The organism is Paenibacillus sp. JT31N17 (genome assembly GCF_056269255.1).
Genome location: NZ_JBWDNP010000015.1, coordinates 60,872 through 86,538 on the forward strand (window position 1 = coordinate 60,872; position 25,667 = coordinate 86,538).

Consider the following 25,667-nt stretch of genomic DNA (forward strand, 5'->3'; position numbering starts at 1 on the left):
GGCATTCCTGATATGAAAGCCGTCATGTTGATGTTTGACTCATTGAACCGGCATATGCTGGCCCCGTATGGATGCGATTGGGTTCATACGCCGAATTTCCAAAGACTGGCCGAGCACTCCGTTACGTTCGACCGGTGCTACTCGGGAAGTCTTCCGTGTATGCCGGCAAGAAGGGATTTGCAGACAGGCCGCTGCAGCTTCCTGCACAGAAGCTGGGGACCGCTTGAGCCTTTCGATGATTCGATGATCGAGTGCTTGAGGAAGAGCGGGGTATATACCCATCTCACAACCGACCATACGCATTATTTTGAGGATGGAGGCGCCACCTACCATACCCGTTATAACACCTGGGAGTATGCGCGGGGGCAGGAGGGAGACCCCTGGAAAGGGCATGTGAAGAATCCGGAAATACCGGAGAGCCTGAGCGGGCGGACCGGCGATTTATGGCGGCAGGACTGGGTCAACCGCCAGTATCTGGATGCCGAAGAGAAGCAGCCGCTCGCGGTTACGGTCGACCGGGGCATCGAGTTCATGGAGCGGAATCACGATCAGGACCGCTGGTTCCTGCAAATCGAAGCGTTCGATCCGCATGAGCCTTATTTTACGCAGCAGAAGTACAAGGATTTGTATCCCCACTCCCCGATCGGCAAGCATTTTGACTGGCCGGATTATGGGAGGGTCAAGGAGCAGCCGGAGGAGGTACAGCACGCTATCTTCGAGTATGCCGCGCTGGTCAGCATGTGCGATGCGCATCTGGGCAGGGTGCTGGACACGTTCGACCGTCTCCATCTATGGGAAGATACGCTGCTGATCGTCAATACGGACCATGGCTTCCTGCTCGGGGAGCATCAGTGGTGGGGGAAAAATATTCAACCGTTCTATAACGAAATCGTGAATATTCCGCTGTTCTTGTGGGACCCCAGAAGCAGACAACATAACAGGTGTTCCGATGCGCTGGTGCAGACGATCGATCTGCCTGCGACGCTGCTTGACTTCTTCAGCGCCGACCTGCCGGCGGACATGCAGGGGAGGCCGATCAATGAGGCAGTCGTTCAGGGCAATGCAATCCGGGAAGCGGCATTGTTCGGGATCCATGGCGGCCATGTCAATTGCACGGACGGGCGGTATGTGTATATGAGAGGGCCGAAGGATGCCGGCAACCGGCCGCTGTACGAGTATACGCTGATGCCGACCCATATGAAGCGGATGTTTGCTCCCGGGGAATTCGAAGGTCTGGAGCTTCGCGCGCCGTTCTCCTTTACCAAGGAGTGTAAAGTGATGAAAATTCCGGGCCATACATTCGTCAATCCTTACCAATATGGAGATCTATTGTTTGATCTGACTCAAGACCCGAAGCAGGAGACGGTTATGGACGATCCGGAGGTAGAAGCGCGAATGATTGGATTGCTGGCCGGACTGATGAGGGACAATGACGCACCGCCTGAGCAGTTTGAACGGTTAGGGATACCATTGGACGGAATCGTTACAGCAGAGGAAGTAATCCGGGAGAAAGAGCGGAGAAGACGGCAGGACGCAGAAACTGGAGGAACAACATAAAGGAGCTGGGCTGGCGGCCGGGGAAAGTGCTCAAAAGCCATCATGGAAAAGAATTGCTTGCCGGACTAACCGGACAGCCCATTTAAAAAAATGCTGAAAGGCCCGGGGAACTATTCTTGGGGCCTTTCGTTTTGCTTACTGATCCTTACAGCTCCATACTGTTTCTTACGATCAGGGCGGCCCCGGTAACAACCGCATCCTCCTTCAGCTGGCCTTTCGAGAACCGTGGCTCATACGCTGGATAATTATACGTGTTTTGCCTGGCAATCTCCGTCGCGGTCTGATAATACATGGGGTTGGAATTAATCAGCGCTCCGCCCAGGATGACCTGCTCCGGAAGAAAAATATTAATCAGATTGGCAAGTCCCACGCCAAAATAAACGGCGGATTGGTGGAACATTTCCCGGACGGAAGGGTTGTCGGATGACAAGGCCTGCACCAGGATATCGAAGTTTAGCTGTTCAGGTGTGATCCGGTATTGCTGGAGGAGCGCATCATCGCCCATTTTCGCCCGGGCTCTGGCTTGCTTCTCCAGAGCCTGCACGGAGGCCAATGCTTCAAGAGCCCCATAATTTCCTGAAGAATGAAGTCTGGGCCCGTCCGTTTGAATAATCATTTGCCCGATCGATCCTTCCATATCGACTGTTCCATGGACGATCCGGCCATAAGACATCATAGCCGAACGCAGGCTCACGCCGGCGTGGATATAAAGAGCATGCTGGAAGTTCTCACGGCGCATCGACCACTGCTCGCCAACCAGGGCCATATTCGCCCCGTTCTCAAGCGTGCTCCTGATCCCGGCTGCCTGTTCGAACATCCGGCAGATCGGAACCTGGGTCCAGCCTCTGGCCGGAAAATAAAGCGGGCTTAGAATCATGCCGTTAGTCCGGTCCAGGGGCCCGACAGCCCCGATGCCCATGCCAAGGATTTGATTGGGCCCGATCTGGTGATCCCTCATGATATCCTGCATGAGACGGGCCACGTATTCGACCGTTCTCTCCGGTGTCATGGCCTCATCCATCCGCCAGCGGACGAGCGACTTCGGGTTCATCTGCATGTCGAATAAGCCGAGTGTCGAGGAGATCCTGGAAATATCCAGCCCGAAAATATAGCCGTAATCCGGTCTGATCTGATAAAGAATGGGCCGCCTTCCGCCATTGGAGGGACCCCGTCCGGTTTCCTGAATCAGCCCTTCCGCCACCATATCATCCAATAAACGTGTTAACGTGCTGCTTGTAAGCTTGCTCGACGTTAATAAATCCGCCTTGGAAACGGTCCCCTGCTCGGCCACCTCGGTGTAAATAAGCTTTTTATGCGAAGGAACAGCTCTCTCGGGTTTGTTCTTCATCGTTAATCCCTACTTACACAAGTATTATAATCGTAAATATATAATTCTGATTATACCCGAATAGAATGCCTTCCGCTATCGCAGCCCAATTCGCCCGCCTAACTTTAACCCATATTGAATTAAATGAAGGTGAATAATCGGAATTGGACAAATTGAAGCTAAGAAATACCTATTAAATAAACCTTTAATTAGCTATAAAATGAATTTATAACCCATTTACCGATTAGATAAATCCAAAATGAAATAAATGTGATAAAATAGAGAAAAGTGATTGAAAGAGGGTAAAACAATGGCGCAGGCTTGGAAAGAACGACTGGGAATCCTCCTACAGCTGTTTTGGGTATTTTTTCGGATTGGACCATCGACTTTCGGTGGCGGTTATGCCATGATGCCGGTCATTGAGCGTGAGATTGTCGGAAGGAAGAAGTGGATCGGCAAGGCGGACATGACCGATATGATATCCCTTGCCGGTTCTGCTCCGGGCGGGGTCGGCGTCAACGCGGCGGCTTTCGTGGGCTTTCGGAAGGCCGGCTTCCCGGGAGCGGTTGCGGCCGTTATGGGCGTGACGTTCCCTACTTTTTTGATCGTTATTGTACTCAGCCTGTTCTATTTATATTTTAACGATAATCCGAAGGTCGAGGCGGCTTTGAAGGGGATACATGGCGCCGTCGTCGCGCTCATCCTCATGGCCGCCTACAGAATGCTCAAAACATCCGTTTTTGACGCTGCGACGGCATTCGTATCGATTGCCGCACTTATGTTTCTGTTTGCGAATATCAATCCCTTGTATATCATTGTTTGCGGACTGCTGGGAGGGATTGTGCTTATACAGGTGAAGAGATTGATGGGGCTTAAGACGAATACGGAGAAAACGTCCTCGGAAGCTCAGAAGCCGGAGCCGGTTTACCTTGAATATTACATCTAAGAGCGGCATGGTTTAGAAGGGAGGGATGAAGGAATGATTTGGGGGCTGTTTATCACATTTTTGAAAATAGGTCTGGTTTCCTTCGGCGGCGGTTACGCGGTGATCCCCATGATTCAGTTCGAGGTATCGGCTCATCAGTGGATGACGGGCGGCGATTTTCAGCAGGCTGTGTCGCTGGCGGGCATGGCGCCTGGTCCGATTGCTACCAACGCGGCCACCTTGATCGGCTACAAATCAGCAGGCATTCTGGGAGCCGCCGCCTCCACTTTGGGGATGGTGCTTCCGTCTCTCACCGTGGTTGTGCTGATGGCGGCTTTTTTCTTCCGGCTGCAGCATAATCAATGGGTAAAATCCTCATTTTACGGATTACGGCCCGTCATTACGGGATTGATAGTATTCGCCGCCATCCATTTCGGGTTTCCGGACGGCGAGACGGGCTTCACCTGGGTAACGGTCTGCACGCTCCTGATCTGCGCCGGATGCTTATACCTCCTGCTGAAATACAAACTCCATCCCATTATGGTCATCATGGCTGCCGGAGCCGCCGGGATTATATTGTTCTAATTCAATTAAAGTATCGCTGCTGCTTGTTAGGGCGGACGATGCTTTTTTTTGATTTTATCCGCACGGGAGTTATTAATACGATTTATTATGCTGCTGTACGCCATAATTATGTGTTTTTGTACACGTTATTCTGGATGGCTTGATCGACAAGCAGCACGATCCACACCTCCGGATCTGACTTTAGAGCATACAAAATAAGCCCGAAGAGCACAGAAACTCTCCGGGCTTCCCTACAATATAAAAAGAGGTTTGAATGCTAGAACAAACTAATATAAGAAGATGCACGGTCAAACAATACGGTTTTTATCGCTGACTGATTATGACCGGGATTGCTTTTCAACTGCTCCAGAGCTGAGGAGACCAGTACACTTTGAATGGTATCTTCATGATAATGCTGCAGTAACCAACCGAGATTATGAGGCTCCCTGGAATCCAGAATGTCCCGGAAACGGTTGGACCATGTAATCCAGTCCGCGGGCTTTTGCCAATTTTCCAGCACCATATCGCTCCATGCTTGTCCGGCGTTTGTGGTCAGAAACAGGATGACCTGATAACGGGTCATTTTGTTTTCATTGAGGGCCACAATAAACAGCTCCATCCTTTTGACTTGAACAATCTGCAGGCGGAGTTCCGGTTCAGGCAGCGGGTCAGCTTTGGGCAGTGGGTCAACGGTTTGAACAGACATCTTTAAATTCTCTCCCTTTTTTCGCTTACGAGGTTAGCTGTCGGATTCGGACGAGAGAGCCGCCCTGCCAGAGCCGTTAGGCATCCGGATTCACCCCTTGAACGCCAGAAGTCCCAGACGCTCACATGGTTCCCCCGCTGCTTCCTTTGGAAGCACTCAGCGAATAAATGATAGCCGTAATCAGGCTTGCCATTTATCATATTCCGTTCCTTTTCTTCTGTAAAACGATCCGCAGCCTGATAAACACTTCATAACGCCATATTTTTCATTTAAAGTGAAAATAAGCGGCTAAAACCAGTCATTTTGCGCAATTACTCGTTCCCTCTTCATGTTGCTAATACGCTGCTCCATTCTTCATATATGCTCCCGAAGGGCCTGGTTTCATTTTAAGCGGAGATAAAGAAAAACAGCGAAATACCGCGATATACAGAGCATAAAGAAGCATTGATCCTCTGAAAGCGCTTGAAAATATGTCCAGCGGCGTTATTTGTGCCCATAGCTGTTCTGGACATGCTTTACACGCCGTACGGCTGGGAGTATGATTCATATCGTGCTCAACAGCATATATCCATTTTTTTGATCGCTGAGTTTCCGCCTTCGGGTGGAAAGCGGGGGAACCATAGAAGCGTTGTTGGTATCCGATGTGAGAGTCGGATCGTACAGCGCAGGGGTGAATCGTTGCAGGAGTGTCATGAAACTCATGCAATGTAGGGCGACTCTCACCGCCCGAATCCGACAGCTAACCTCGTAAGCGCAGGTGGAGAGAGGAATGGTGAACGAAGTGATCGATTAAATTCGACCGCAGAGCGTCACGTGCCTCTGCGGTTTTTTGTTGTATAGATTTTTGTATAAATCTTGAATTTGTTTCATTCGCTGAATATTGCGCAGCAGCTGCAGTAACGGGGGAACCAACGACCGTCCTTGTCCATCGGGACGAAAGCGACGGTCACGGGGTGAATCATCCGGCATTCCAAAATGCCGGGCGTAGGGCTACTCTCATGCCCGAATCCGACAGCTAACCTCGTAAGCGTACCGGGAGAGGCAACACTTATCGCGAGCGATCAGGACGTTTGTCATGGTCAAAGAAGCCGCAGGTAAAGGTTACTCTTTTCCTAAGGCTTCTTTTTTGTTGCCTTCTTCCCTTGAATTTGGAGGAGAAACGTATGGAACAACGGCCCATATTGGTGGCTGCATCGACTGAGGCAGGGAGAAAATTCGTACGGCTGCTGCTCTACAAACAGCAGCCTGTGGTTGCCCTCACGAATAATAGGAGGGAAGAAAAGCTGCTGCGGGAAATGGGCGTTAATGAAATTATACGTGTGAACACGACCCGCAGCAAAGCGGGAGCGGCTCCCCTATTTTCGATCGGACGCGTTTATATTTTTGAGTCGAGCCTGCCGCTCAGCTGTCAGTATCTGCAGCTCATGGCCAACTGGTCCTGCCAGGAGATTACCGTTATTACGACGGTATGGCATCCCGAGGTTATTTATAAAAAGCTCGGCGCTGCCTATATTGTGCGCACGCAATCCGGAGATGTCGGGTTCTTGCTCAGCCGCCTGAATGATCAACCATAAAGGGAGTGCTGTTATGTTGGATGTATGGATGATTTTGACTTTGATCGCCTCTTTCCTTGTTATCGCCGGATTCTTGGTCTGGTGCGACAAATCGATCGATGAGACGGAGGGAGAACGCTTATGACGCTGGTTTTGATTTTTACAGGCGCGCTGCTGATCTACCTGGTGTATGCCCTGCTTCATCCGGAGAAATTTTAAATGAGCTTGAGAGTCGATTAAGCCCCAAGGAGGAACGGCTATGGACATATTGCAAATTATTATTGTGATCGGCGTTCTGATGCTGATCGCCAAACCGCTCGGGAATTATTTGTATCATGTATTCTCGAATGAACCTAACCGCACAGACAAGGTGTTCGGTCCGGTGGAGAAAGTGATTTATATGATCATGGGGCTGAAGAACAGGGCAGGGATGAGCTGGAAGAAGTACGCCATCAGCTTCGTTACCATCAACTTCATATTCGTAGCCATCAGCTATGTGCTGCTGCGGGTGCAAAGCGGGCTGCCGCTAAATCCGAACGGAATCGGCGATATGGAGCCCACGCTCATCCTGAATACGATAATCAGCTTCATGACCAATACGAACCTGCAGCATTACAGCGGTGAAAGCGGCCTGTCGTATTTCACGCAAATGGCGGTCATCATGATGATGATGTTCACGTCGGCGGCGACCGGCTTCTCGGTTGCAGTCGCATTCGTGAGGGGAATCACAAGCAAAGGCAAAACGGTAGGCAACTTCTTCGAGGACTTCGTCAAAGCGCACACGCGGGTCTTTTTCCCGCTGGCGATTATCGTCACCCTGGTGCTGGTCGGCCTGCAGGTGCCGCAGACGCTTGATCCCACCTTGTCCGTAACGACTCTGGAAGGCGCGACGCAGCAGATCGCAATCGGACCTGTAGCTTCATTGGAATCGATCAAGCATCTGGGCACCAACGGAGGCGGGTTCTTCGGCGTCAACTCGGCGCATCCGTTCGAGAACCCGAGACCACTTACGAATGTCATCGAGATTTTGTCGATGTGGGTGCTGGCTGCGGCGCTGCCTTTCATGTACGGCAGGTTCGCAAAAAGCCGCAAGCAGGGCTGGGTTATTTTCTCGGCCATGATGATCCTGTTCCTTGTATTCCTCTCTGTCGTCTATTCGGCTGAGAAAAGCGGGAACCCTGTCATGAACGGGCTTGGCATTGATGCTTCGCAGGGCAGCATGGAAGGTAAAGAAGTACGCTTCGGGATTGCCCAGTCGTCCCTGTTCACAGCGGTTACGACGGCGGCGACAACGGGATCGGTCAATAACATGCACGATACGCTCACGCCGATAGGCGGTCTTGTACCGCTTGCAGAGATGATGCTTAACGTCGTATTCGGCGGTAAAGGCGTAGGGCTGGTCAATATGCTGATGTATGCCATTCTTGCCGTATTCATCTGCGGTCTGATGGTCGGGCGAACGCCCGAGTTTCTCGGCAGGAAGATTGAACCGCGGGAGATGAAGCTGATCGCGATCGCTATTCTGGCGCATCCGTTTATCATTCTTGCACCGACGGCCATTGCCTTCCTGACCGATCTGGGAAAAGGGGCCATTACGAATCCTGGCTTCCACGGCATCTCGCAGGTGCTGTATGAATACACCTCGTCCGCGGCTAACAACGGCTCCGGATTTGAGGGACTCGCCGATAATACGCCGTTCTGGAATATTACCACGGGCCTTGTCATGTTCTTCGGAAGGTATATTTCGATGATTGCGCTGCTGGCCGTTGCCGGGTCGCTGACCCGCAAGCAATGGGTGCCGGAGACGATCGGTACGTTCCGTACGGACAATGCGCTGTTCACATTCTTATTGATCGGGACTGTCATTCTGATTGGCGCGCTGACCTTCCTGCCAGTCATCGTTATGGGCCCGATCGCCGAGTATTTGACAATTCGTTAAAGGAAATGGGGTGAGCCGAGAATGAATGGAAATCGTAAAAAAAGCATGTTTTCTGGCGATCTTGTCGCCCAGGCGCTAAAAGCCAGCATAATCAAGCTGAATCCCGCAGCCATGATCAAGAATCCTGTCATGTTTGTCGTTGAAGTCGGCACCGTCATCGTGCTGCTGATGACGATATTCCCGGGATACTTCGACTCAAGGGACCGCATCGGCTTCAATTTGACCGTGTTTGTCATCCTGCTGTTCACGGTGCTGTTCGCCAACTTCGCAGAGGCTTTGGCTGAGGGCCGGGGCAAGGCGCAGGCGGATTCGCTCAAGAAAACGAAGCAGGAAATTATGGCCAACAAGGTCGTAGGCGGCGGCATCAAAGTCGTTCCTTCCACCGAGCTTCGCAAAGGGGATATCGTCATTGTCTCGCAGGGGGAGATGATTCCCGGTGACGGCGAAGTCATCGAGGGTCTTGCATCTGTCGACGAATCCGCGATTACAGGCGAATCCGCGCCCGTCATCAAGGAGGCCGGCGGCGACTTCAATTCCGTCACCGGTGGAACAAGGGTTGTCAGCGACCGCATCAAGGCCCGGATCACAAGCGATCCCGGCGAGACGTTCATCGACCGGATGATCGCGCTCGTCGAAGGGGCGAAGCGGCAGAAAACGCCGAATGAAATTGCCTTGAATACGCTGCTGATCAGCTTGACGCTTATTTTTCTGATTGTCGTCGTAACGCTTGGACCGATTGCTTCCTACGTGGATGTCGATCTGGAAATTCCGGTTCTCATCGCTTTGCTTGTCTGTCTCATACCGACGACAATCGGGGGACTGCTGTCGGCGATCGGCATCGCCGGCATGGACAGGGTCACGCAGTTTAATGTACTGGCGATGTCCGGTAAAGCAGTGGAGGCCGCGGGTGACATCAATACGATGATTTTGGATAAAACAGGAACGATCACGTTCGGAAACCGGATGGCCAGCGAAATCGTCCCGGTGGGCAAGGCGAATGTGAACGAGACGGCTGCCTGGGCGGCGATCACCTCTGTACAGGACGAAACGCCGGAAGGGCGCTCCGTACTGGAATGGATGAAGAAGAATGGCAAAACGTACGATTCCGCGCTTGGCGAAGGCGGAAGCTTTGTGGAATTCAAAGCGGAAACCCGGATGAGCGGCATCGATCTGAAGGATGGCCGCATCGTGCGCAAAGGCGCAGTCGACGCAATCCGTAAATGGGTGCTGGCCCAGGGAGGCGCTATTCCGGCGGATCTGGGTACGCAGGCGGACCGGATCTCTTCCGAGGGCGGTACGCCGCTGGCCGTAGCGGTAGACAAAGAGATTTTCGGATTGATTTATTTGAAGGATACCGTGAAGCCCGGTATGCGGGAACGCTTCGACCAGCTTCGGGCAATGGGCATCAGGACGATCATGTGTACGGGGGATAACCCCTTGACGGCGGCTACGATTGCCAGAGAAGCGGGCGTCGACGATTTCATCGCCGAGAGTACGCCTGAAGACAAGATTGCCGTTATCCGCCGCGAGCAGGCCGAAGGCAAGCTGGTTGCCATGACAGGCGACGGCACGAATGACGCTCCGGCACTTGCGCAGGCGGATGTCGGACTTGCGATGAACAGCGGCACGACAGCCGCCAAGGAAGCGGCAAATATGGTCGATCTCGACTCCGACCCTTCGAAGATTATCGAAGTGGTGGCAATCGGGAAGCAGCTGCTGATGACCCGCGGAGCATTGACTACGTTCAGTATTGCCAATGACGTTGCCAAATATTTCGCAATCATTCCGGCGATGTTCATGCTGGCCATCCCGGAGATGGATGCTTTGAACGTGATGCGGCTGGGTTCGCCGCTGTCGGCGGTATTGTCGGCCCTGATCTTCAATGCGATCATCATCCCGCTGCTCATCCCGCTGGCCATGAAAGGCGTCGCTTACCGTCCGATGAGCGCTTCGCGTCTGCTCAGCCGCAACCTGTTCATCTATGGATTGGGCGGAATAATTGCTCCGTTCATCGGTATTAAATTGATTGATTTGATCGTTCATGTATGGATCTGACGAACGGCGCAAGGAAATAAACTCAAATGGAAAGAAGGAATCGTACCATGAGTACACCACTTACGGATAGCGGGAATGACAAGCAGTCCGGAGGATCGGTTTTCGGGATTGCCCTGCGGGCCGGCGTGCTGTTCATCGTACTGTGCGGAATTGCATATCCTCTTGTCAGCACGGGGCTGGCGCAGCTGCTGTTTCCCTCCCAGGCGAACGGGAGTCTGCTGAAGGATAAAGGCGGTAATGTAGTCGGCTCCGAATTGATCGGGCAGAACTTTACGGATCTGAGCTATTTTCAGGGACGCGTATCCAGCATCGAGTATAAAGCGGAGGCTTCCGGCACCAACAACTATGCGCCATCCAATCCGGATCTGCTGGCGCGGACGAAGGCTTCGATCGAGCAGTGGCAAAAAGATAATCCTGACGTGCCGCTTGCTCAGCTGCCGCTTGCCCTGGTGACCAATTCGGGCTCCGGTCTTGATCCGGACATTACCCCGCAATCGGCCCTGGTGCAGATTCCCAGAATCAGCAAGCTGACCGGCATTTCCGCTCAGGAGCTGGAGGCATTGGTCGATGAGCATACGCAAAACCGGGACTTGGGCGTATTCGGCGACAAGCGGATCAATGTGCTGAAGCTCAATCTGGCTTTGTCGGAGCTGAAGAAATAAGAGTAACCGTACCCTGTCCGCACGGCATTCCGCGGGCGGGGCGGTTTCTTTTTCGGCAGAATCAACGGCATAATAGGCGTATAAGCAAATCGATGATTAGCTGCGGGAGGGGGAGGAAACGTGACTCAGTTCAGACGCAAGACACCGGAAGAAATCCTGCATTCTATCTCCAGGCTGCACCGGGGACGCTTGAAGATTATTATCGGCGCGGTCAGCGGATCCGGCAAAACCTATCATATGCTTCGGGAAGGCAAGCTTCTGAAGCAGCAGGGGATCGATGTGGTCATTTGTGCGGTATCGACGATGCAGCGGTCGGAAACCGTCCAGCAGGCGCTGGAGCTGGAACGCGTACCAAGCATACATTGGCAGCGGGCTGGCAAGGAGCAGAAGGACCTGCCGCTGGATGTTTTGCTTGCCCGGAATCCGGAGGTTCTGCTCGTCGACGGTCTTGCCCACCGCAACCGTGAAGACGCCCGCTTCAAGACCCGGCTCGAGGATATTCAATTTCTGATGGACCACGGGATCAGCATTATTACCACGATTAATGTTTATGAGCTTGCCGGTGAAGACGAATATGTCTTCAAGATGACAGGCATCAAGGCTGAAGATACTGTGCCCTCGAATACTCTTGAATTGGCGGACGAAGTCCGGTTGATCGATGTTTCGCCGGAGACGATACTGAAGCGGATTGACGAGGGGGTATTGGGAGACAGTACGCACCCCGCCTTGTCCCGCCGCGGAAATCTCGGCGTGCTCCGCGAGATTTCGCTCAGGCTGATGGCCGAGGGCGTCAACGAATCGCTGGAGAAGCACCGGGAGGAGCAGGGGCTTATCGGTCCCTCCGGCGCGGCGGAACGGATTCTTGTCTCCGCGCAGTATCACTGGAACGGGTCGCTCTACGTGCGCAGGGGACAGCAGGTCGCCAAGCGGTTGAACGGGGATCTGGTGGTGGTCACGTTTGTTCTGCCCCGGCAGAAGCTAAGCCGCAACCAGCAGGCGTTCAAGCTTTCGATCCAGAAGCTGGTGGAGAAGGTCGGGGCCAAATTCGAGGAGCTGCCTCTGCCGCATCTGCGCAAGCTTCCGACCGAGCTTGTGCGTTACGCCACACAGCACAATGTGACCCGGATCGTCATGGGCCATTCCAGGAAGAACCGCTGGCAGGAGCGGTGGCAGGGCTCGATTGTAAACAGAGTGCTGAGAAGGACGAGGAACATCGATGTATTTCTCATGGCGGACCGGGCGGAGCATGAGGGCGAGCGCATTCTGCCCGTCAAGCCCAATCCGGCCGGAGGAGAGGACTCGTTCCGCCGGCTCAGCTCAAGGGAAATCGAGGAGAAAATCGAGACGATCCGGCGCGGTACATTTAAGGTGTACATCGGGGCTGCCCCGGGTGTCGGCAAGACCTATAAAATGCTGCAGGAGGGCAATATTCTCCGCAGCAAGGGCATCGATGCCGTCATCGGCCTGCTCGAGACCCACGGACGCAAGGATACGGCTGACCAGGTGGGCGGGCTGCCGGTTATTCCCCGCGCGAAGACCAGCTATCAGGCGGCGCAGCTGGAGGAGATGGACACGGAGACGATCATCTCGCTTCGTCCTGAGGTGGTGCTGGTCGACGAGCTGGCGCATACGAATGTGCCCGGCAGTCCCTTCAAGAAAAGATACGAGGATGTCATCCGGCTGCTGGAAAGCGGAATTTCCGTTATATCCACTGTGAATGTTCAGCATCTGGAAAGCTTGAACGATGCCGTTCTGCAGCTGACCGGCGTGCGTGTCAGGGAGACTGTGCCGGATGCCATTCTGAAGATGGCGGACGAGGTCGAGCTCATCGACGTCACGCCGCAGATGCTGCAGAGCCGGATGCGGGACGGGAAAATCTATGCGCTGGAGAAGGTGGATCAGGCGCTGGGATCGTTTTTTAAAATCGGCAATCTGATCGCCCTGCGCGAGCTCGCTCTGCGTGAAATCGCCGATGATGTGGACGAGCGCCTGGAGGCGTGGGACCGCAATACCTCGCTGCGGGGGCATTGGCGCAGACGCGAGGTGATCTTCGTCTGCGTGGACACGGGCAGCCGCTCCGAGCGGCTGATCCGGCGCGGATTCCGGATTGCCCACCGGCTGAAGGCGGAATGGCATGTGCATTATGTGCATCATGGTACGGTGAAGACGGAGGAGGAGCAGAAGCGGCTCGATACGCTGCGCCAACTTTGCGAGCGGCTGGGCGGGAACATGCAGGTAGCCGAGGCGGACAGCCGCAAGAGCATACGCAGGGCCTTGCTGCAAAGAATGAATGAAGTGCACGCCACGCAGCTGATAATCGGGCAATCCCGCAGGCCGCTCTGGTACACGCTGTTTAAGGAAACGGTAGTTCATTATCTGCTCCGCACCGCCCGCCATATGGATATGCTGATCGTTGCGGATTTTGATCCGTCAATTAAGGAGTGAACGTATTGTACAGCAGAAATCCCTCCTTAATCCGGATGGATTTTTGTTTTTTGCCTGGCTAAGGGGGAGATACACTGTGATCAGGATAATGGCTGTTAACGACGAACATGAGATTCTCCATCAACCGTCATTAGATGATCTGAATCATGCCGATATACGATGGTACTGGGTGGATTTCAATGCGCCCTCAGAGGAAGAAGCGCAGCTCCTGCAGCAGCACTTTCATTTTCATCCGCTTGCTATTGAGGATTGCCATCACTGGCTGCAGCGGCCTAAGCTGGATCATTACGATGACATTCATTTTTTTGTGCTGCATGCCATGAATCCGGACACACTGGCCGCGGAAGAGATCGATATGTTCTGGGGCAGCAATTTCATCGTGACCTTTCATTCCAGGCCGTTGAAGGAAATGGACGAGGTGTTCCAGCGGATGGCTGAACATCAGAGGCTCCGTGAGAAAGGCAATGTGTACCTGGCCTATTTCATCATAGACAAACTGGTGGACGAATATTTCCCGAGTCTTTACCGGATCGAAGATCAATTGAACGAGATTGAAATAAGAGGGAAGAATGTTCCCCTTCATATGCTGATGAATGAAATCTTCGAAATCAGAGCCAAGCTTCTGAAAATTCGAAAAACGATTGTTCCGATGACAGAGCTGCTCTACCGGGTCATCAATTCGGAAAGAATCGAAGGCCTGAAGGAGCGGATCGTCTATTTCACCGACATCTACGATCATCTTCTCAAGCTCTCTGAAACGATTGAAGCCAATCGGGAACTGACGGCTGATATACGGGACAGCTATGTTTCGATAAATTCTTACCGTATGAATACCATTATGAAAACTTTAACGGTCATTACGACGATATTCATGCCCTTGACCTTTATTGCGGGGGTTTACGGGATGAATTTTCAGAGGATGCCCGAGCTTGCCTGGCATTGGGGCTATTATATGGTTCTTCTTATTATGCTCGGCATTGGTGTTGGCATGTATCTGTGGTTCCGGTTTAAGAGATGGTTTGATTAGCGTTTTTATTTGACAGAAAACAGACAAGGGCTGCCAGCGATTGGCAGCCCTTGCTGCATGACGGAACGGCCGCAAGAGCTGCCGCAGCTCCTTCGAAGCTCTTGCAGCGAGACCAGGGATACGGGATAACTAACAGAAGATAAGGAATGTCAGAAAGGGCTGATGGAAGCTTCTGCAATGGCTTGATCCAATGCCCGCATTGGCGTTTAAAAGCGTTTTCATTTTTATCCCTGAATAATCCTCTCCTGTGTTACAATTGGTTTAGTTTTGCTGCTTCGTTCTTCCGCATTCAAAAGGAGGAGCTTACCCATGAAACCAATCCGCACCGGAATACCGCTCCCGCATTCTCTCAAATCCCGATTGATTATTGTTTTGCTGCTCGCTTCGTTTATCCCCGTTTCGCTCATTGGCGGCATTTCCTATTATACAATATACAACCTTCTGGCCAACAAGCTGGAGAAGGGCGTGCAGAGCAATCTGGAGCAGGAGAAGCAAAACCTCGACATTACCCTGAGCAATCTCGACTATGCCTCGCAGCAGCTGGCGCTGTTCGGGGATATCCGGAACCATTACAACGCATTTATCAGCCAGTCGGATCCTCTTGAACGGGGAGCGATCGAGAAGGATGTATATAAATTCACCACGATCGTCAATTATACCAATCCCGATCTCGGACTGATGACGTATTTCCTCCCGGACGACGATACCTTTCTTTTTTCCAATATGAATGTAAACCCTGACCTGCATATCCGTCAGTTTCCCCATATCGCAACGCCCTATGCAGGCCTTGAATTTCTGGGGCCGCACCGCACGCTGTATCCGTACAGCGACAACCGGGTGCTCTCCGTGCTGCGGACGGTCGGAGGCGGCACTGCCGGGGAGAAACGGATTGCCGTCTATATCGAGACCAATTTCAAGGTATTTCAGGACCGGCTGAGCAGCCTGCCGTACGGACTGCCGATCAAGCATATCCTGCTCAACCGGGACGGGAAGACTGTTTACAGCGAGGAGGAGAAAGCATTTCCGCTGCAGGCATCGGTCCAGCCCCGCAAGGTCGACGGCCGTTCGTATTACAAGCAGGGCGATTATGTGCTGTTCACCTCGCAGGGGGCGCATGGCTGGACGCTCATTACGGCGGTCGCGAAGAACGAGTTCTTCCGTGAGACGAACGAATGGATCATCCGGTTTGTGGCGGTCGGCATACTGTCCATCGGCGCCAGTCTATTTCTCGCATGGCTCATCTGGCGGACCATCTACCGTCCGCTTATCCGGCTCAACCGGTATTTGCAGCATACGGCGGCAACCCGTTTCAACGAGCCGGTCCGCTATACGGGAGTTTTGGAGTTCGACGAGCTGCTTGGCACTTTCGGCTATATGAAAAGCGAAATTGTCATTCTGTTGACTGAGATCGGGGAGAGAGAGCGCAACAAGCGGAAGCTGGAGGTTGAGAAGCTGATGTACCAGATCAATCCTCATTTTATACATAATACGCTTAACACCGTACAGTGGATGGCCAAAATGAACAATCAGCGCGACATTTTCGAGCTGGTTTCTTATTTCATTGAAGTGCTGGATTACAATCTGGGCAAGGAAGGGAAGATCGTCACCATCCGGCAGGAGCTCAAGGCGCTGGGCGATTATGTCCGTCTGCAGCAAATCCGCTATCAGCATTCGTTTTGCGTGGAATACGAGGTCGACGACGATGTGCTGGAGCTTCCGTTCCCCCGCTTTCTGCTCCAGCCCCTGGTTGAGAACTCGCTTTATCACGGATTCCGGAACAAGGACGGCTTCGTTGTGGTGCGGATCAGACGCGAAGGCAGCGGCATCTTCTGCGTGCAGATCCGGGACAACGGCGAAGGGATGTCTCCCGAACAGCTGAATCAGCTGTTCGGCAAGCCGGACGATGTGACCCGAAAAGTGGGTCTGGGCATCGGCCTGCAATTTGTCCAGAATACGATTCACACCTATTATGGCGAGCCGTATCGACTGGAGGTCGTCAGCGAAGCGGGCTCCGGGACAACGATGACCATTCGGCTGCCGCTGGAAATCGGAGGGGATAACGAATGATCAGGACGCTTTTTGTTGAAGATGAGTATTTTGTCCGCCAGGGCTTTGTATACTCGCTGCCTTGGGAGAAATTCGGCATACAGATTATCGGGGAGGCGGACAATGGGGAAGCGGCGCTTGAGTTCCTGCGCGATCATGAGGTGGATCTGCTCATTACCGATCTGACGATGCCCGTCAAGTCGGGTCTGGAGCTGCTGCATGAAGCCAAGCTGCTCTATCCGTCGCTATCCTCCGTCGTATTGACCTGCCACCGCGATTTTGAATTCGTCCAGGAAGCGCTCCGGCTGGGGGCGCTGGATTACATTGTGAAGACGCGCCTGGATACGGCAGAGCTTGAACAGTCGCTCTACCGCATCAATGAACGAATGTCCGAGCGCAAGCAGGAGCCGCGCCATCCTGCCCCCGGCCTGCTCCTGATCCGGATAGCGGAGACGGCCCTGAACCTGCCTGAGCGTCTGCGGCTGGAGAGCGGACCCGGCTTGACCAGGCTCGAAGCGGACACCTGGTTCATGCCTGAGACGGGCGATTTATTGCTTGGGAAAATAACCGCGGAAGCGGCGTCGGCAGGATGGGCTGCCGTGCATGTAACCGACCATTGGAATGAAGACAGCCGGATTGTCGATGAATTGCTGAGCGGCTACAGGCGGCATTCGTTCCCGTACCGGTGGTCGCCGGACGCCGGAACCATTACCGTATCGCTTGTGGAATTAAAGCGCCTGCATTCCGGCAGGCAGCCGGCTGCCGCCGTCATGGCCGAGATCCGAAAAAGCTGGCACAGCTGCGGGTGGATTTTCGGAGAGGAGCTATTCGGGGAGTGGCTGGAGCTTGTTGCGCAGTGCGAGCCGCCTGTCGGGGAGCTGACTGCCATGACGGATGCCTCTTTGCTTGGCTGGCGGCTGAGCGACAGCCTGCAGGCTGCGGGCATGCCCGCGCACGGAGCCCTGCAGACGAATGGATTGCCGGCGTACGAGCCCGCAGCCTTTTCCTGGGACCGGTGGACCGGGGAGCTGCGGCTCGCCCGGGAGTGTCTGCAGCGGCGGTATCATGCGCTGCGTTACTCCAAAGAGGTATATACGAGCGCGCTGAAGTCGCTGGACATGATCCGCCTGCATTTGAAGGAGGGGCTGTCCCAAGGCGAGGTCGCCCGGCTTGTGGGCTTAAGCCGAAGCTATTTCAGCCAGGTATTCAAGGATATCTTCGGCATGTCGTTTAACGAATATGTGAAGGCGCTCAGTATATGCACGGCACAGAGAATGCTTGCCACCACGGAGCATCCGATCTATTGGATCGCGGAGCAATCGGGTTTCCAGGATGAGAGGTACTTCAGCCGGGTTTTCAGGGAGCATGCCGGTCTTCTGCCATCGGAATACCGGTTCCGCTGCCTCGCTCTTCGGAATGCGGCCGTAGAATCCTGTTCGGAGCCGGTGTGAAAATCGTCTGGTGCAGTTATCAGCTTGCAACGGTTTTCGCTATGCCTGAAAACGGTCTTCCCTGATTGTTGAGAGCGTTTCCATTGTACACTTTCTATGGACGATAAAACCGTGGCCGAAAGAGTCGGGTCTTGCTTTCTGAAGCGATCGTCAATATTTGGTGAAAGAAGGGGTAGGCATGAAAAAGCTTCGCATGGGTCTTGCGGTCATGATGTCCGCCGTATTCATCCTGTCCGCATGCTCCAATTCAAACAACGGAAGCGGCGGAAACAGCAGCAGCAGCACGCCGGAGCCGGACAACAGCAGCCCGGCGGCGGCAACCGCCGATCCGGCGTCCGCGCCGGAGGAGAAGGCCGATCCGTTCGGCAAATACCCGGAAACGCTTGAAATCAGCGTCATCTACGACCGCAACCCGGAGACCGAGAAGTCCTTTATCCCCGGCAGCTCTTATGAGGCGAACTGGAACAGCGATTTTTGGCTGGAGAAGCTGAACATCAAGCCGGTCGTCAAGTGGAGCGCGCCCGCAGGCGACCAGTATAACCAGAAATACAATCTGATGTTCGCGAGCAATGATCTCCCCGATATCTTCCTTCTGCGTTCCACCGACAACAAGCAGTCCGCCCGCAGCATGCTCAAGAAGCTGGTCGATGCGGACATGGTCGAGGATTTGACAGCGGTGTACAGCCAATACGCATCTGACGAAGTGAAGGACTACTATCAGACCTTTGACAACAAAGCGCTGGATTACGCCACCTTCGATGGCAAAATGTACGGCCTGCCTTCGCAGGGCGACACCTATGCCAACGTCCAGATCCTGTGGGTCCGCCAGGACTGGCTGGATAAGCTGAGCCTGCAGGCGCCCCGGACCATTGATGACCTGGTCACGGTCGCCAGGGCGTTCAAGGAGAAGGATCCCGACGGCAACGGCAAAGCCGATACGATCGGGCTTTCCCTGCAGAATCAATTCATGGACCCGGGCTTCACAGTGGCCATCCCTATATTCAATGCGTACAGCGCCTATCCCAAGAGCTGGGTGAAGGACAGCAGCGGACAGCTCATATGGGGCGGCATTCAAGAGCAGAACAAGCAGGCGCTGCAGGTATTGGCCGATATGTACAAGGAAGGGATGATCGATCCTGAATTCGCGCTGAGCGACGGCAACAAAGCCGCCGAATTCATCACATCGGGCAGGTCGGGCATGCAGCTGGGATCCTGGTGGAACGGCAGCTTCCCGCTCACCTTCAACATCGACAACGACCCCAAAGCCGACTGGAAAGCCTATACGCTCACGACCGACAATAAAATCCACGCCGTCATGAATTTCCCGACCGACCAGTTTCTGGTCGTCAAGAAAGGCTTCAAGAATCCGGAGGCGGCGGTCAAAATCCTGAATTTCTCGACAGCCCTAAGCCACTCGAAATATCCGGAGACGACCGACCGGCGCAATGAGCTTAACACGCAGTTCGGTACCGATAAGGTCGATGCGCCGACGATCATTCCGAACTTCGGAATCTCCTATCTCGATACGACGCTGCGAAGCGTAAAGCTGTTCGAGGATATTTTCGCCGGGAAAGCGACCGTGGACGACTTATCGGTCGGGGAGCGGCAAATTTTTGAAAATTCGCTCAAGCCCAATCACGATAACCCGCGGAAGGACCCCGGCAAATACAAGGACTATATCAACTGGATGTCGGCGCTGTCGGCCATCGCACACTCGGACCTGGACATTCAATGGAACGGCTTCAGCGGCACGACGCCGACCTACGACGCCAAGATGGGCTCGCTGATCGACAAGCAGCTCACTGCGTACACGAAGATCATCATGAATAAAGAGCCCATCTCCTACTTCGATACCTTCGTCAAGGAGTGGAAATCGCAGGGCGGCGACCAGATTACCCAAGAGGTGAACGAATCGGCCGCCCAGGAAAGCGGCAGCTAACGAATATAGGGCGATCCGGATGTTGGGGGTGCCAGGCCGGGATTCTGGCTTGGCGCCGTCGGAGTCCGATTCGCCGCAGGCGGAGCGTGAAAAGAATGACCAAACTCTTCAAGAATGATCAGTTCCATTATCACATCATGCTGCTTCCGGTATTTGCTGTATTCATCCTGTTCAACGTGCTGCCTATCTATGGCATCGTGCTGGCATTCAAGCACTTCATCCCGACCAAGGGCGTGCTCGGCTCGCCATGGGCGGGACTGGAGCATTACAAGTTTCTGGTGCAAAATCCGGAAATCTGGCGTGTGCTCCGAAACACGCTGCTGATCTCGGTCGGCAAGCTGGTCACGCTGCTGGTGCTGCCCATTATGCTGGCGCTTATGCTGAACGAGCTCCGGGTGAAATGGTTCAAGCGTTCCGTGCAGACGATCACCTATCTGCCTCATTTCCTGTCCTGGGTCATTCTGGCGGGCATCTTCCGCGATATTTTCTCCACGCACGGCATCATCAACTATATGCTGGAGACGGTGTTTCATATCGAGCCCATCATGTACCTGGGCAGCAACTTCTGGTTCCGTCCGATCATTATCCTGTCCAATATGTGGAAGGAGCTGGGCTTCTCCACGATCATTTATTTGGCCGCTTTAACGAGCATCAACCCGGCCTTGTACGAGGCTGCGGAAATGGACGGCGCCGGCCGTTTTCAGAAGATCTGGCATATCTCCATCCCGGGAATCGCCATCATCATCGCTTTGCTGGCGACCTTAAGCTTGAACGGCATTCTGTATGCCGGCTTCGATCAAATTTACAACCTGTACAATGTTATCGTATACGATACCGCCGACGTGATTGAAACCTGGGTATTCCGCAACGGCCTGGTTGGGGCACAGTACGAGATCGGCACGGCGGTTGGCCTGGTCAACAGCCTGATGGGGCTTTCCCTGATCGCCCTGACGTATACGCTCGCCTACCGGTTCGCCAATTACCGGATCTTTTAGCCCAAGGAGGACAGCGCATGATTCATTCCAAAACGTTCGGTTCACGGCTGTTTGACGGGTTCAACATCGCGATCCTTGTCCTGATCTCGCTTATCACGCTGTTTCCGATTCTGCATACCGTCGCCGTGTCCTTCAGCAATCCGGCAGTAGCCGGGAGCGGCACGATTACCGTGCTGCCCAAAGGGCTGTCGTTCAATGCATATGCCAGAGTGCTTGATGACAAGCAGTTCTTCATCTCGCTGTGGGTGTCGCTGGAGCGGATTGCGTTGACGCTTATCCTGGGAACGGTGGTGACGTATCTGGCCGCCTTTCCGTTCTCTCGGGAGACAAGAGATTTTCGCATGCGGAATATATATCTGTGGATTCTGCTCATTGTCAGCAGCTTTAACGGAGGCATTATTCCGGGATATATGAACGCCAAGAACCTTGGTCTGCTCGATAATTTCTGGATTTTGATCCTGCCATACCTGTTTAACTTCGGCAACATTCTCCTGGTGTTCAACTTCTGGCGGAATCTGCCCAAGGAGCTCGACGACTGCTCGAATATCGACGGTGCGGGCCCTTGGGTGAAGCTGACGCATATTTATTTTCCCTTGTCGCTGCCGGTGCTGGCAACGATATCGCTGTTTACGATCGTCAACACCTGGAACGAGTATTTTCAGGCGATCGTCTTCATCAACGATCCCCATCTGATGCCGCTGCAGACCTATCTGCAGCAGATCGTCGTCACGATTGATCCGACAAGACCGCAGGATATTGGAGAGGGCGGAGTGCTCTCGGAGGTCTCGAACCAGACGCTGAATGCGGCGAAGATCTCGCTTACGATGCTGCCGATTCTGTTTATTTATCCCTTTCTGCAGCGGTTCTTTATTCATGGGATTACACTGGGCTCGGTGAAGGAATAGCGCGGATTGTATAGTTCATGACAAGTTTGAATCCGAACCTGCCCGTTTGTTATACAAAGCTAAAATTTAGAATTCGAATATATTTCGGGTTTTGTCATTAATTCTTCCATGACTGGTCGGCAGTATGGCCTGCCTTGCAAACAAAGATGACAGGGCAACAGCTTTTCCACTCGAAATTCGCCAAATCTTCATAAAGATGAAACAGAATCGTTAGTTTTGCGCCGTCAATCAGCGAAGGAGGCTGCAGCAGCGGGGAAGGTACTGGTATTCGACCGGGAACGCTCCGTCCGCATCGAGGAGTATGACGAGAGGCCGCTTGGGCCGGGAGAGCTCAGACTGCGGACGCTATACTCTGGAATCAGCGCAGGCACACAGCTGACCGCCTATCGGGGGACGAACCCGATGGTCGGCGGCATTTGGAACAGGGAACTGCAGCTGTTCGAGAAAAGGCAGCCGGGCAGCACGTTCTATCCTGTTGTCGGCGGCTGGTCCTATGAGGAAGCCGGCGAGGTCGCCGAAGCATCGTCCGATTTTCAGGAGGTAAAGGCCGGCGATCTCATTTACGGTATCTGGGGACACCGCTGCTCGCATATTGTCACGGAGTCGTTTGCCCGCGGGCATCGCCTTGCTCAGGGTCTCAAGCCGATCGTGGGCATATTTTCGCAGATGGGCTGCATTGCATTGAATGCCGTACTGGATACCCTTCTTCATGTCGGTGAGACGGTGGCGGTATTCGGACAGGGCGTTCCCGGACAATTGGCCGCCCAGCTGGCCAGAAGAAGCGGTGCAACAGTTATCGCGGTCGATCTGGATGATTATCGTCTGGCCAAATCAAAGGATCTGGGCGCCCACCATACGATCAACAGCGGGACCTGTGATGCCGCAAGTTAAATCAGGGCGCTCACAGGGGGCCGCGGCGCCGATGCCGTTATATCGAAGTATCCGGCTCCCCGCATGCGCAGCATCAGGCTGTCCGTTCTGCGGTATATAACGGACGCGTTGTAGCGGCGGGCTTCCTATCAGGGACAGGCGGAAGGGTTGTACCTCGGTGAGGAGTTCCGTCACAACCGCATCCAGATCGTGTGCTCGCAGATTAATGCGGTAGCTCCCGAGCTTGGCAACCGCAGGAACCGCACTCGGATGGAGCAGACTATTTTCCGGCTGGCCGGCCAAGGCGATTTGGAGCTGGAGGGGCTCATCACCCGGATCATGCCGTTCAGCGAAGCGGCAGACGCTTATGCCATGCTGGACAGGCAGACGGAGAAAAATCTTCAAGTCGTGCTGAGTTTCGAGGAATAGGCGGCAATTGGAGCCTCGCGCAGACTTCATTAGAGGTTATATTTCCCGTTGTTTCGAAATAATAACAACCACAACAGCACGAAGTGTCGAAAAAAATAAACAAAATATTGCCATTTATGGGATTGTGAAAATTGTAATGGTAAAAAGGAATCATAAAAATCTGGTTCCTTTTTTTGTGTTGGTGGTAAGTTTTAATTGGTGATAACGCTTTCCTAATCCCTTAATTTCCACATAAATAGATATAGGAGATTAATATATAACATCCAAATTACCTCATTATGTAATATATATGTTATAAGTAGACGGCATTAAAAACGAGAACATTTACTGTGCAAATGCTACAAATTCTTTTATAATATCCTTATCGTAAAACGCTTACAATTTTTGGTGAATGGGATAGCTGCGTCTAATAATCAAAAATAATGATAGATATCGTCAAAATGATAGGTTATAATACTGACGTTGGGATGAGGTTCTCCAAAATAAATGGAAATTACCGCGGTTAATCCTTAACAAATCATCAATGGGGAGGTTTTATTTATGAAGGTGAAAGGTTTTTTGTCAGGAATGATTACATTAGTTCTACTCGGTACCATTTTGGCGGCATGCGGCAACAATAGTAACAACGGGGGCAATGGAGGCAATGCGGCATCCGATCCCGGCACTACTACGAACACCAATGCCAATAGTCCTAGTGACAGCAGTACAGGTAAAAAAGATCTGGTCATGAACTACCGGGCCGATCCTCCCGCACTGGACGTTTCGATAGCGGAAGCTGCCGCTACGTTCACGATCCTTGGAGCCATCAGTGAAGGTTTGTACCGTCTGGATAAAGACATGCAGCCGCAGCCGGCACTGGCAGAATCGATGCCGGAAATCTCGGCTGACGGATTGACATATACCATTAAGCTGCGTTCCGGCCTTGTCTGGGCAGACGGAAGCCCGCTGACCGCGAATGACTTCGTATATTCTTACCGCAGAACGCTTGACCCGAACACAAAAGCGACTTACGCCTTCATGCTCGCATGGCTCAAAGGCGGCAACGATGTCTTGAATGCGAAAACTCCGGAAGATATTGAGGCGGCCAAGCAAAAGCTCGGCGTCCAAGCGAAGGATGACACCACTCTCGTTATAACGCTGGATCACCCGATTCCGTTCTTCACGGCCCAGCTTGCATTTTTGAACTTTTACCCGCAGAATGAGAAGTTCGTAGAAGCTCAAGGAGACAAGAGCGGCGCTGATGCCGATAAAGTCCTTGGCGCAGGTCCGTTCAAGCTGACTTCATGGAATCACGAGCAATCGCTGGTTCTCGAAAAGAACGACAAGTATTGGGATGCCGCTAATGTCAAACTCGACAAAGTTACCCTGAACATCGTGAAGGATACGAATACCGGTCTGAATTTGTACGAAACCGGCGAGACAGACTACGCGGACGTTAAAGGCGACCAAATGAAAGCCTATGACGGCAAACCGGATCTGCAAATGAAGAAAGAGCTTGTTACCGGCTACCTCAATTTTCAACAAACCAAAGTTCCTGCTTTTGCCAATCTTAAAGTCCGTCAGGCGTTCAGCATGGCTGTCGATCTTAAAGGCGTAACGGATCTCGTACTGATCAATGGTTCCGTACCGGCAACCGGCTTTGTACCTGCAGGAAATCAGGATGGCAACGGTAAAGAATTCCGTGCTGTTGTCGGCGACACGCGCGATGCGTTCGATGCGGCCAAAGCTAAAACCCTGCTTCAAGAAGGTTTGGCGGAATCCGGCACGACGCTGCCGAAGCTGTCCATTATCGGTGACGATACGGAAACCGGCAAGAAGCTTCTTGAATACATTGTTCAACAATGGAAAACGAACCTTGGCGTCGATGTAGTGGCTGAACCGCTGCCGCATGCGAATCGTCTGGATCGCGAATTGAGCAAGAACTACACGATCGTCTCCACATTATGGGGCGCTGACTATAACGACCCGATGACATGGCTTGATATGTTCCTGACCGGCGGTTCGCTCAATACACAGGACTGGTCGAATGCCGATTACGACAAACTGATCAAAGACGCTCAGATCCAAACCGATCTGGCCAAGCGCGCTGATGAAATGGCGCAGGCAGAGAAAATTCTGATGAGCGAAGCAGCAGTTATGCCGCTTTACTTCCGTTCGTCGCCATTTGTCATCAATCCAAAATTGAAAGATCTGATTCTGCCTCCATACGGTCCGGACTTCGAATTGAAATGGGCCCATTTTGAAGGTTAAACAAGCGGAAGTTATTTAACGC

General features: G+C 53.1%; 20 protein-coding genes and 3 riboswitches. Of the genes, 18 read left to right on the top strand and 2 right to left on the bottom strand.

Annotated elements, in window-relative coordinates; all coding sequences use genetic code 11:
• The first annotated feature begins 12 nt into the window (after positions 1–12).
• A complete protein-coding gene (locus tag AC0YOB_RS30855) occupies positions 13–1,557 on the top strand; it encodes a sulfatase (protein ID WP_475796036.1) in 1,545 nt (514 codons plus the stop codon).
• Between the two features lie 145 nt (positions 1,558–1,702).
• Here AC0YOB_RS30855 and AC0YOB_RS30860 read toward each other — a convergent pair whose 3' ends face one another.
• The gene (locus AC0YOB_RS30860; RefSeq protein WP_475796037.1) at positions 1,703–2,905 is read right to left on the bottom strand and encodes an ROK family protein; all 1,203 of its coding nucleotides are present in this window, start codon (positions 2,903–2,905) and stop codon (positions 1,703–1,705) included.
• Between the two features lie 289 nt (positions 2,906–3,194).
• Between AC0YOB_RS30860 and AC0YOB_RS30865 the strand changes: the two genes are divergently transcribed.
• Both AC0YOB_RS30865 and AC0YOB_RS30870 read left to right on the top strand, forming a co-directional pair.
• Positions 3,195–3,830, top strand: coding sequence for a chromate transporter (locus tag AC0YOB_RS30865; RefSeq protein WP_475796038.1), 636 nt, complete (start codon positions 3,195–3,197; stop codon positions 3,828–3,830).
• A gap of 33 nt (positions 3,831–3,863) precedes the next feature.
• On the top strand, positions 3,864–4,394 hold the full coding sequence (locus AC0YOB_RS30870; RefSeq protein ID WP_475796039.1) for a chromate transporter: 531 nt from the start codon (positions 3,864–3,866) through the stop codon (positions 4,392–4,394).
• Positions 4,395–4,650: 256 nt separating this feature from the next.
• Here AC0YOB_RS30870 and AC0YOB_RS30875 read toward each other — a convergent pair whose 3' ends face one another.
• Positions 4,651–5,079 (bottom strand): hypothetical protein, encoded by a 429-nt coding sequence (locus AC0YOB_RS30875; protein WP_475771331.1) that lies wholly within the window; start codon positions 5,077–5,079, stop codon positions 4,651–4,653.
• Positions 5,080–5,086: 7 nt separating this feature from the next.
• Positions 5,087–5,251, bottom strand: a riboswitch (cyclic di-AMP (ydaO/yuaA leader).
• Between the two features lie 399 nt (positions 5,252–5,650).
• Positions 5,651–5,848: riboswitch (cyclic di-AMP (ydaO/yuaA leader) on the top strand.
• A 92-nt stretch (positions 5,849–5,940) separates the two neighbouring features.
• Positions 5,941–6,125, top strand: a riboswitch (cyclic di-AMP (ydaO/yuaA leader).
• 117 nt (positions 6,126–6,242) lie between these two features.
• On the opposite strand from AC0YOB_RS30875, the gene AC0YOB_RS30880 reads away from it, so the two are divergent.
• The 15 genes from AC0YOB_RS30880 (at position 6,243) to AC0YOB_RS30950 (ending at position 25,645) form a co-directional block, all read left to right on the top strand.
• Positions 6,243–6,653, top strand: coding sequence for a hypothetical protein (locus AC0YOB_RS30880; RefSeq protein WP_475796040.1), 411 nt, complete (start codon positions 6,243–6,245; stop codon positions 6,651–6,653).
• A gap of 120 nt (positions 6,654–6,773) precedes the next feature.
• Positions 6,774–6,851: a K(+)-transporting ATPase subunit F gene (kdpF, locus tag AC0YOB_RS30885; protein ID WP_379114309.1), complete on the top strand. Its 78-nt coding sequence runs from the start codon at positions 6,774–6,776 to the stop codon at positions 6,849–6,851.
• 40 nt (positions 6,852–6,891) lie between these two features.
• On the top strand, positions 6,892–8,571 hold the full coding sequence (gene kdpA / locus AC0YOB_RS30890) for a potassium-transporting ATPase subunit KdpA (protein ID WP_475796041.1): 1,680 nt from the start codon (positions 6,892–6,894) through the stop codon (positions 8,569–8,571).
• 21 nt (positions 8,572–8,592) lie between these two features.
• Positions 8,593–10,626: a potassium-transporting ATPase subunit KdpB gene (kdpB, locus tag AC0YOB_RS30895; protein WP_475796042.1), complete on the top strand. Its 2,034-nt coding sequence runs from the start codon at positions 8,593–8,595 to the stop codon at positions 10,624–10,626.
• A 47-nt stretch (positions 10,627–10,673) separates the two neighbouring features.
• Positions 10,674–11,288 (top strand): potassium-transporting ATPase subunit KdpC, encoded by a 615-nt coding sequence (gene kdpC, locus AC0YOB_RS30900; RefSeq protein WP_475796043.1) that lies wholly within the window; start codon positions 10,674–10,676, stop codon positions 11,286–11,288.
• 120 nt (positions 11,289–11,408) lie between these two features.
• Positions 11,409–13,733: a histidine kinase gene (locus tag AC0YOB_RS30905; protein WP_475796044.1), complete on the top strand. Its 2,325-nt coding sequence runs from the start codon at positions 11,409–11,411 to the stop codon at positions 13,731–13,733.
• 76 nt (positions 13,734–13,809) lie between these two features.
• Positions 13,810–14,760, top strand: a complete 951-nt coding sequence (gene corA / locus AC0YOB_RS30910; protein ID WP_475796045.1) for a magnesium/cobalt transporter CorA — start codon at positions 13,810–13,812, stop codon at positions 14,758–14,760.
• A 309-nt stretch (positions 14,761–15,069) separates the two neighbouring features.
• A complete protein-coding gene (locus AC0YOB_RS30915) occupies positions 15,070–16,827 on the top strand; it encodes a sensor histidine kinase (RefSeq protein ID WP_475796046.1) in 1,758 nt (585 codons plus the stop codon).
• Positions 16,824–18,257, top strand: coding sequence for a helix-turn-helix domain-containing protein (locus AC0YOB_RS30920; protein ID WP_475796047.1), 1,434 nt, complete (start codon positions 16,824–16,826; stop codon positions 18,255–18,257). Before AC0YOB_RS30915 ends, AC0YOB_RS30920 begins: the two co-directional genes overlap by 4 nt.
• Before the next feature lie 178 nt (positions 18,258–18,435).
• Positions 18,436–20,196: a type 2 periplasmic-binding domain-containing protein gene (locus AC0YOB_RS30925; protein WP_475796048.1), complete on the top strand. Its 1,761-nt coding sequence runs from the start codon at positions 18,436–18,438 to the stop codon at positions 20,194–20,196.
• Between the two features lie 95 nt (positions 20,197–20,291).
• On the top strand, positions 20,292–21,191 hold the full coding sequence (locus AC0YOB_RS30930; protein WP_210044848.1) for an ABC transporter permease: 900 nt from the start codon (positions 20,292–20,294) through the stop codon (positions 21,189–21,191).
• A gap of 17 nt (positions 21,192–21,208) precedes the next feature.
• A complete protein-coding gene (locus tag AC0YOB_RS30935) occupies positions 21,209–22,096 on the top strand; it encodes a carbohydrate ABC transporter permease (RefSeq protein ID WP_475796049.1) in 888 nt (295 codons plus the stop codon).
• 216 nt (positions 22,097–22,312) lie between these two features.
• Positions 22,313–22,987 carry a zinc-binding dehydrogenase gene (locus tag AC0YOB_RS30940; protein ID WP_475796050.1) on the top strand — a complete coding sequence of 225 codons (675 nt, stop codon included), beginning with the start codon at positions 22,313–22,315 and terminating at the stop codon, positions 22,985–22,987.
• Between the two features lie 147 nt (positions 22,988–23,134).
• Positions 23,135–23,395: a hypothetical protein gene (locus AC0YOB_RS30945; protein ID WP_475796051.1), complete on the top strand. Its 261-nt coding sequence runs from the start codon at positions 23,135–23,137 to the stop codon at positions 23,393–23,395.
• 540 nt (positions 23,396–23,935) lie between these two features.
• On the top strand, positions 23,936–25,645 hold the full coding sequence (locus AC0YOB_RS30950) for a peptide ABC transporter substrate-binding protein (protein WP_475796052.1): 1,710 nt from the start codon (positions 23,936–23,938) through the stop codon (positions 25,643–25,645).
• Positions 25,646–25,667 lie beyond the last annotated feature (22 nt).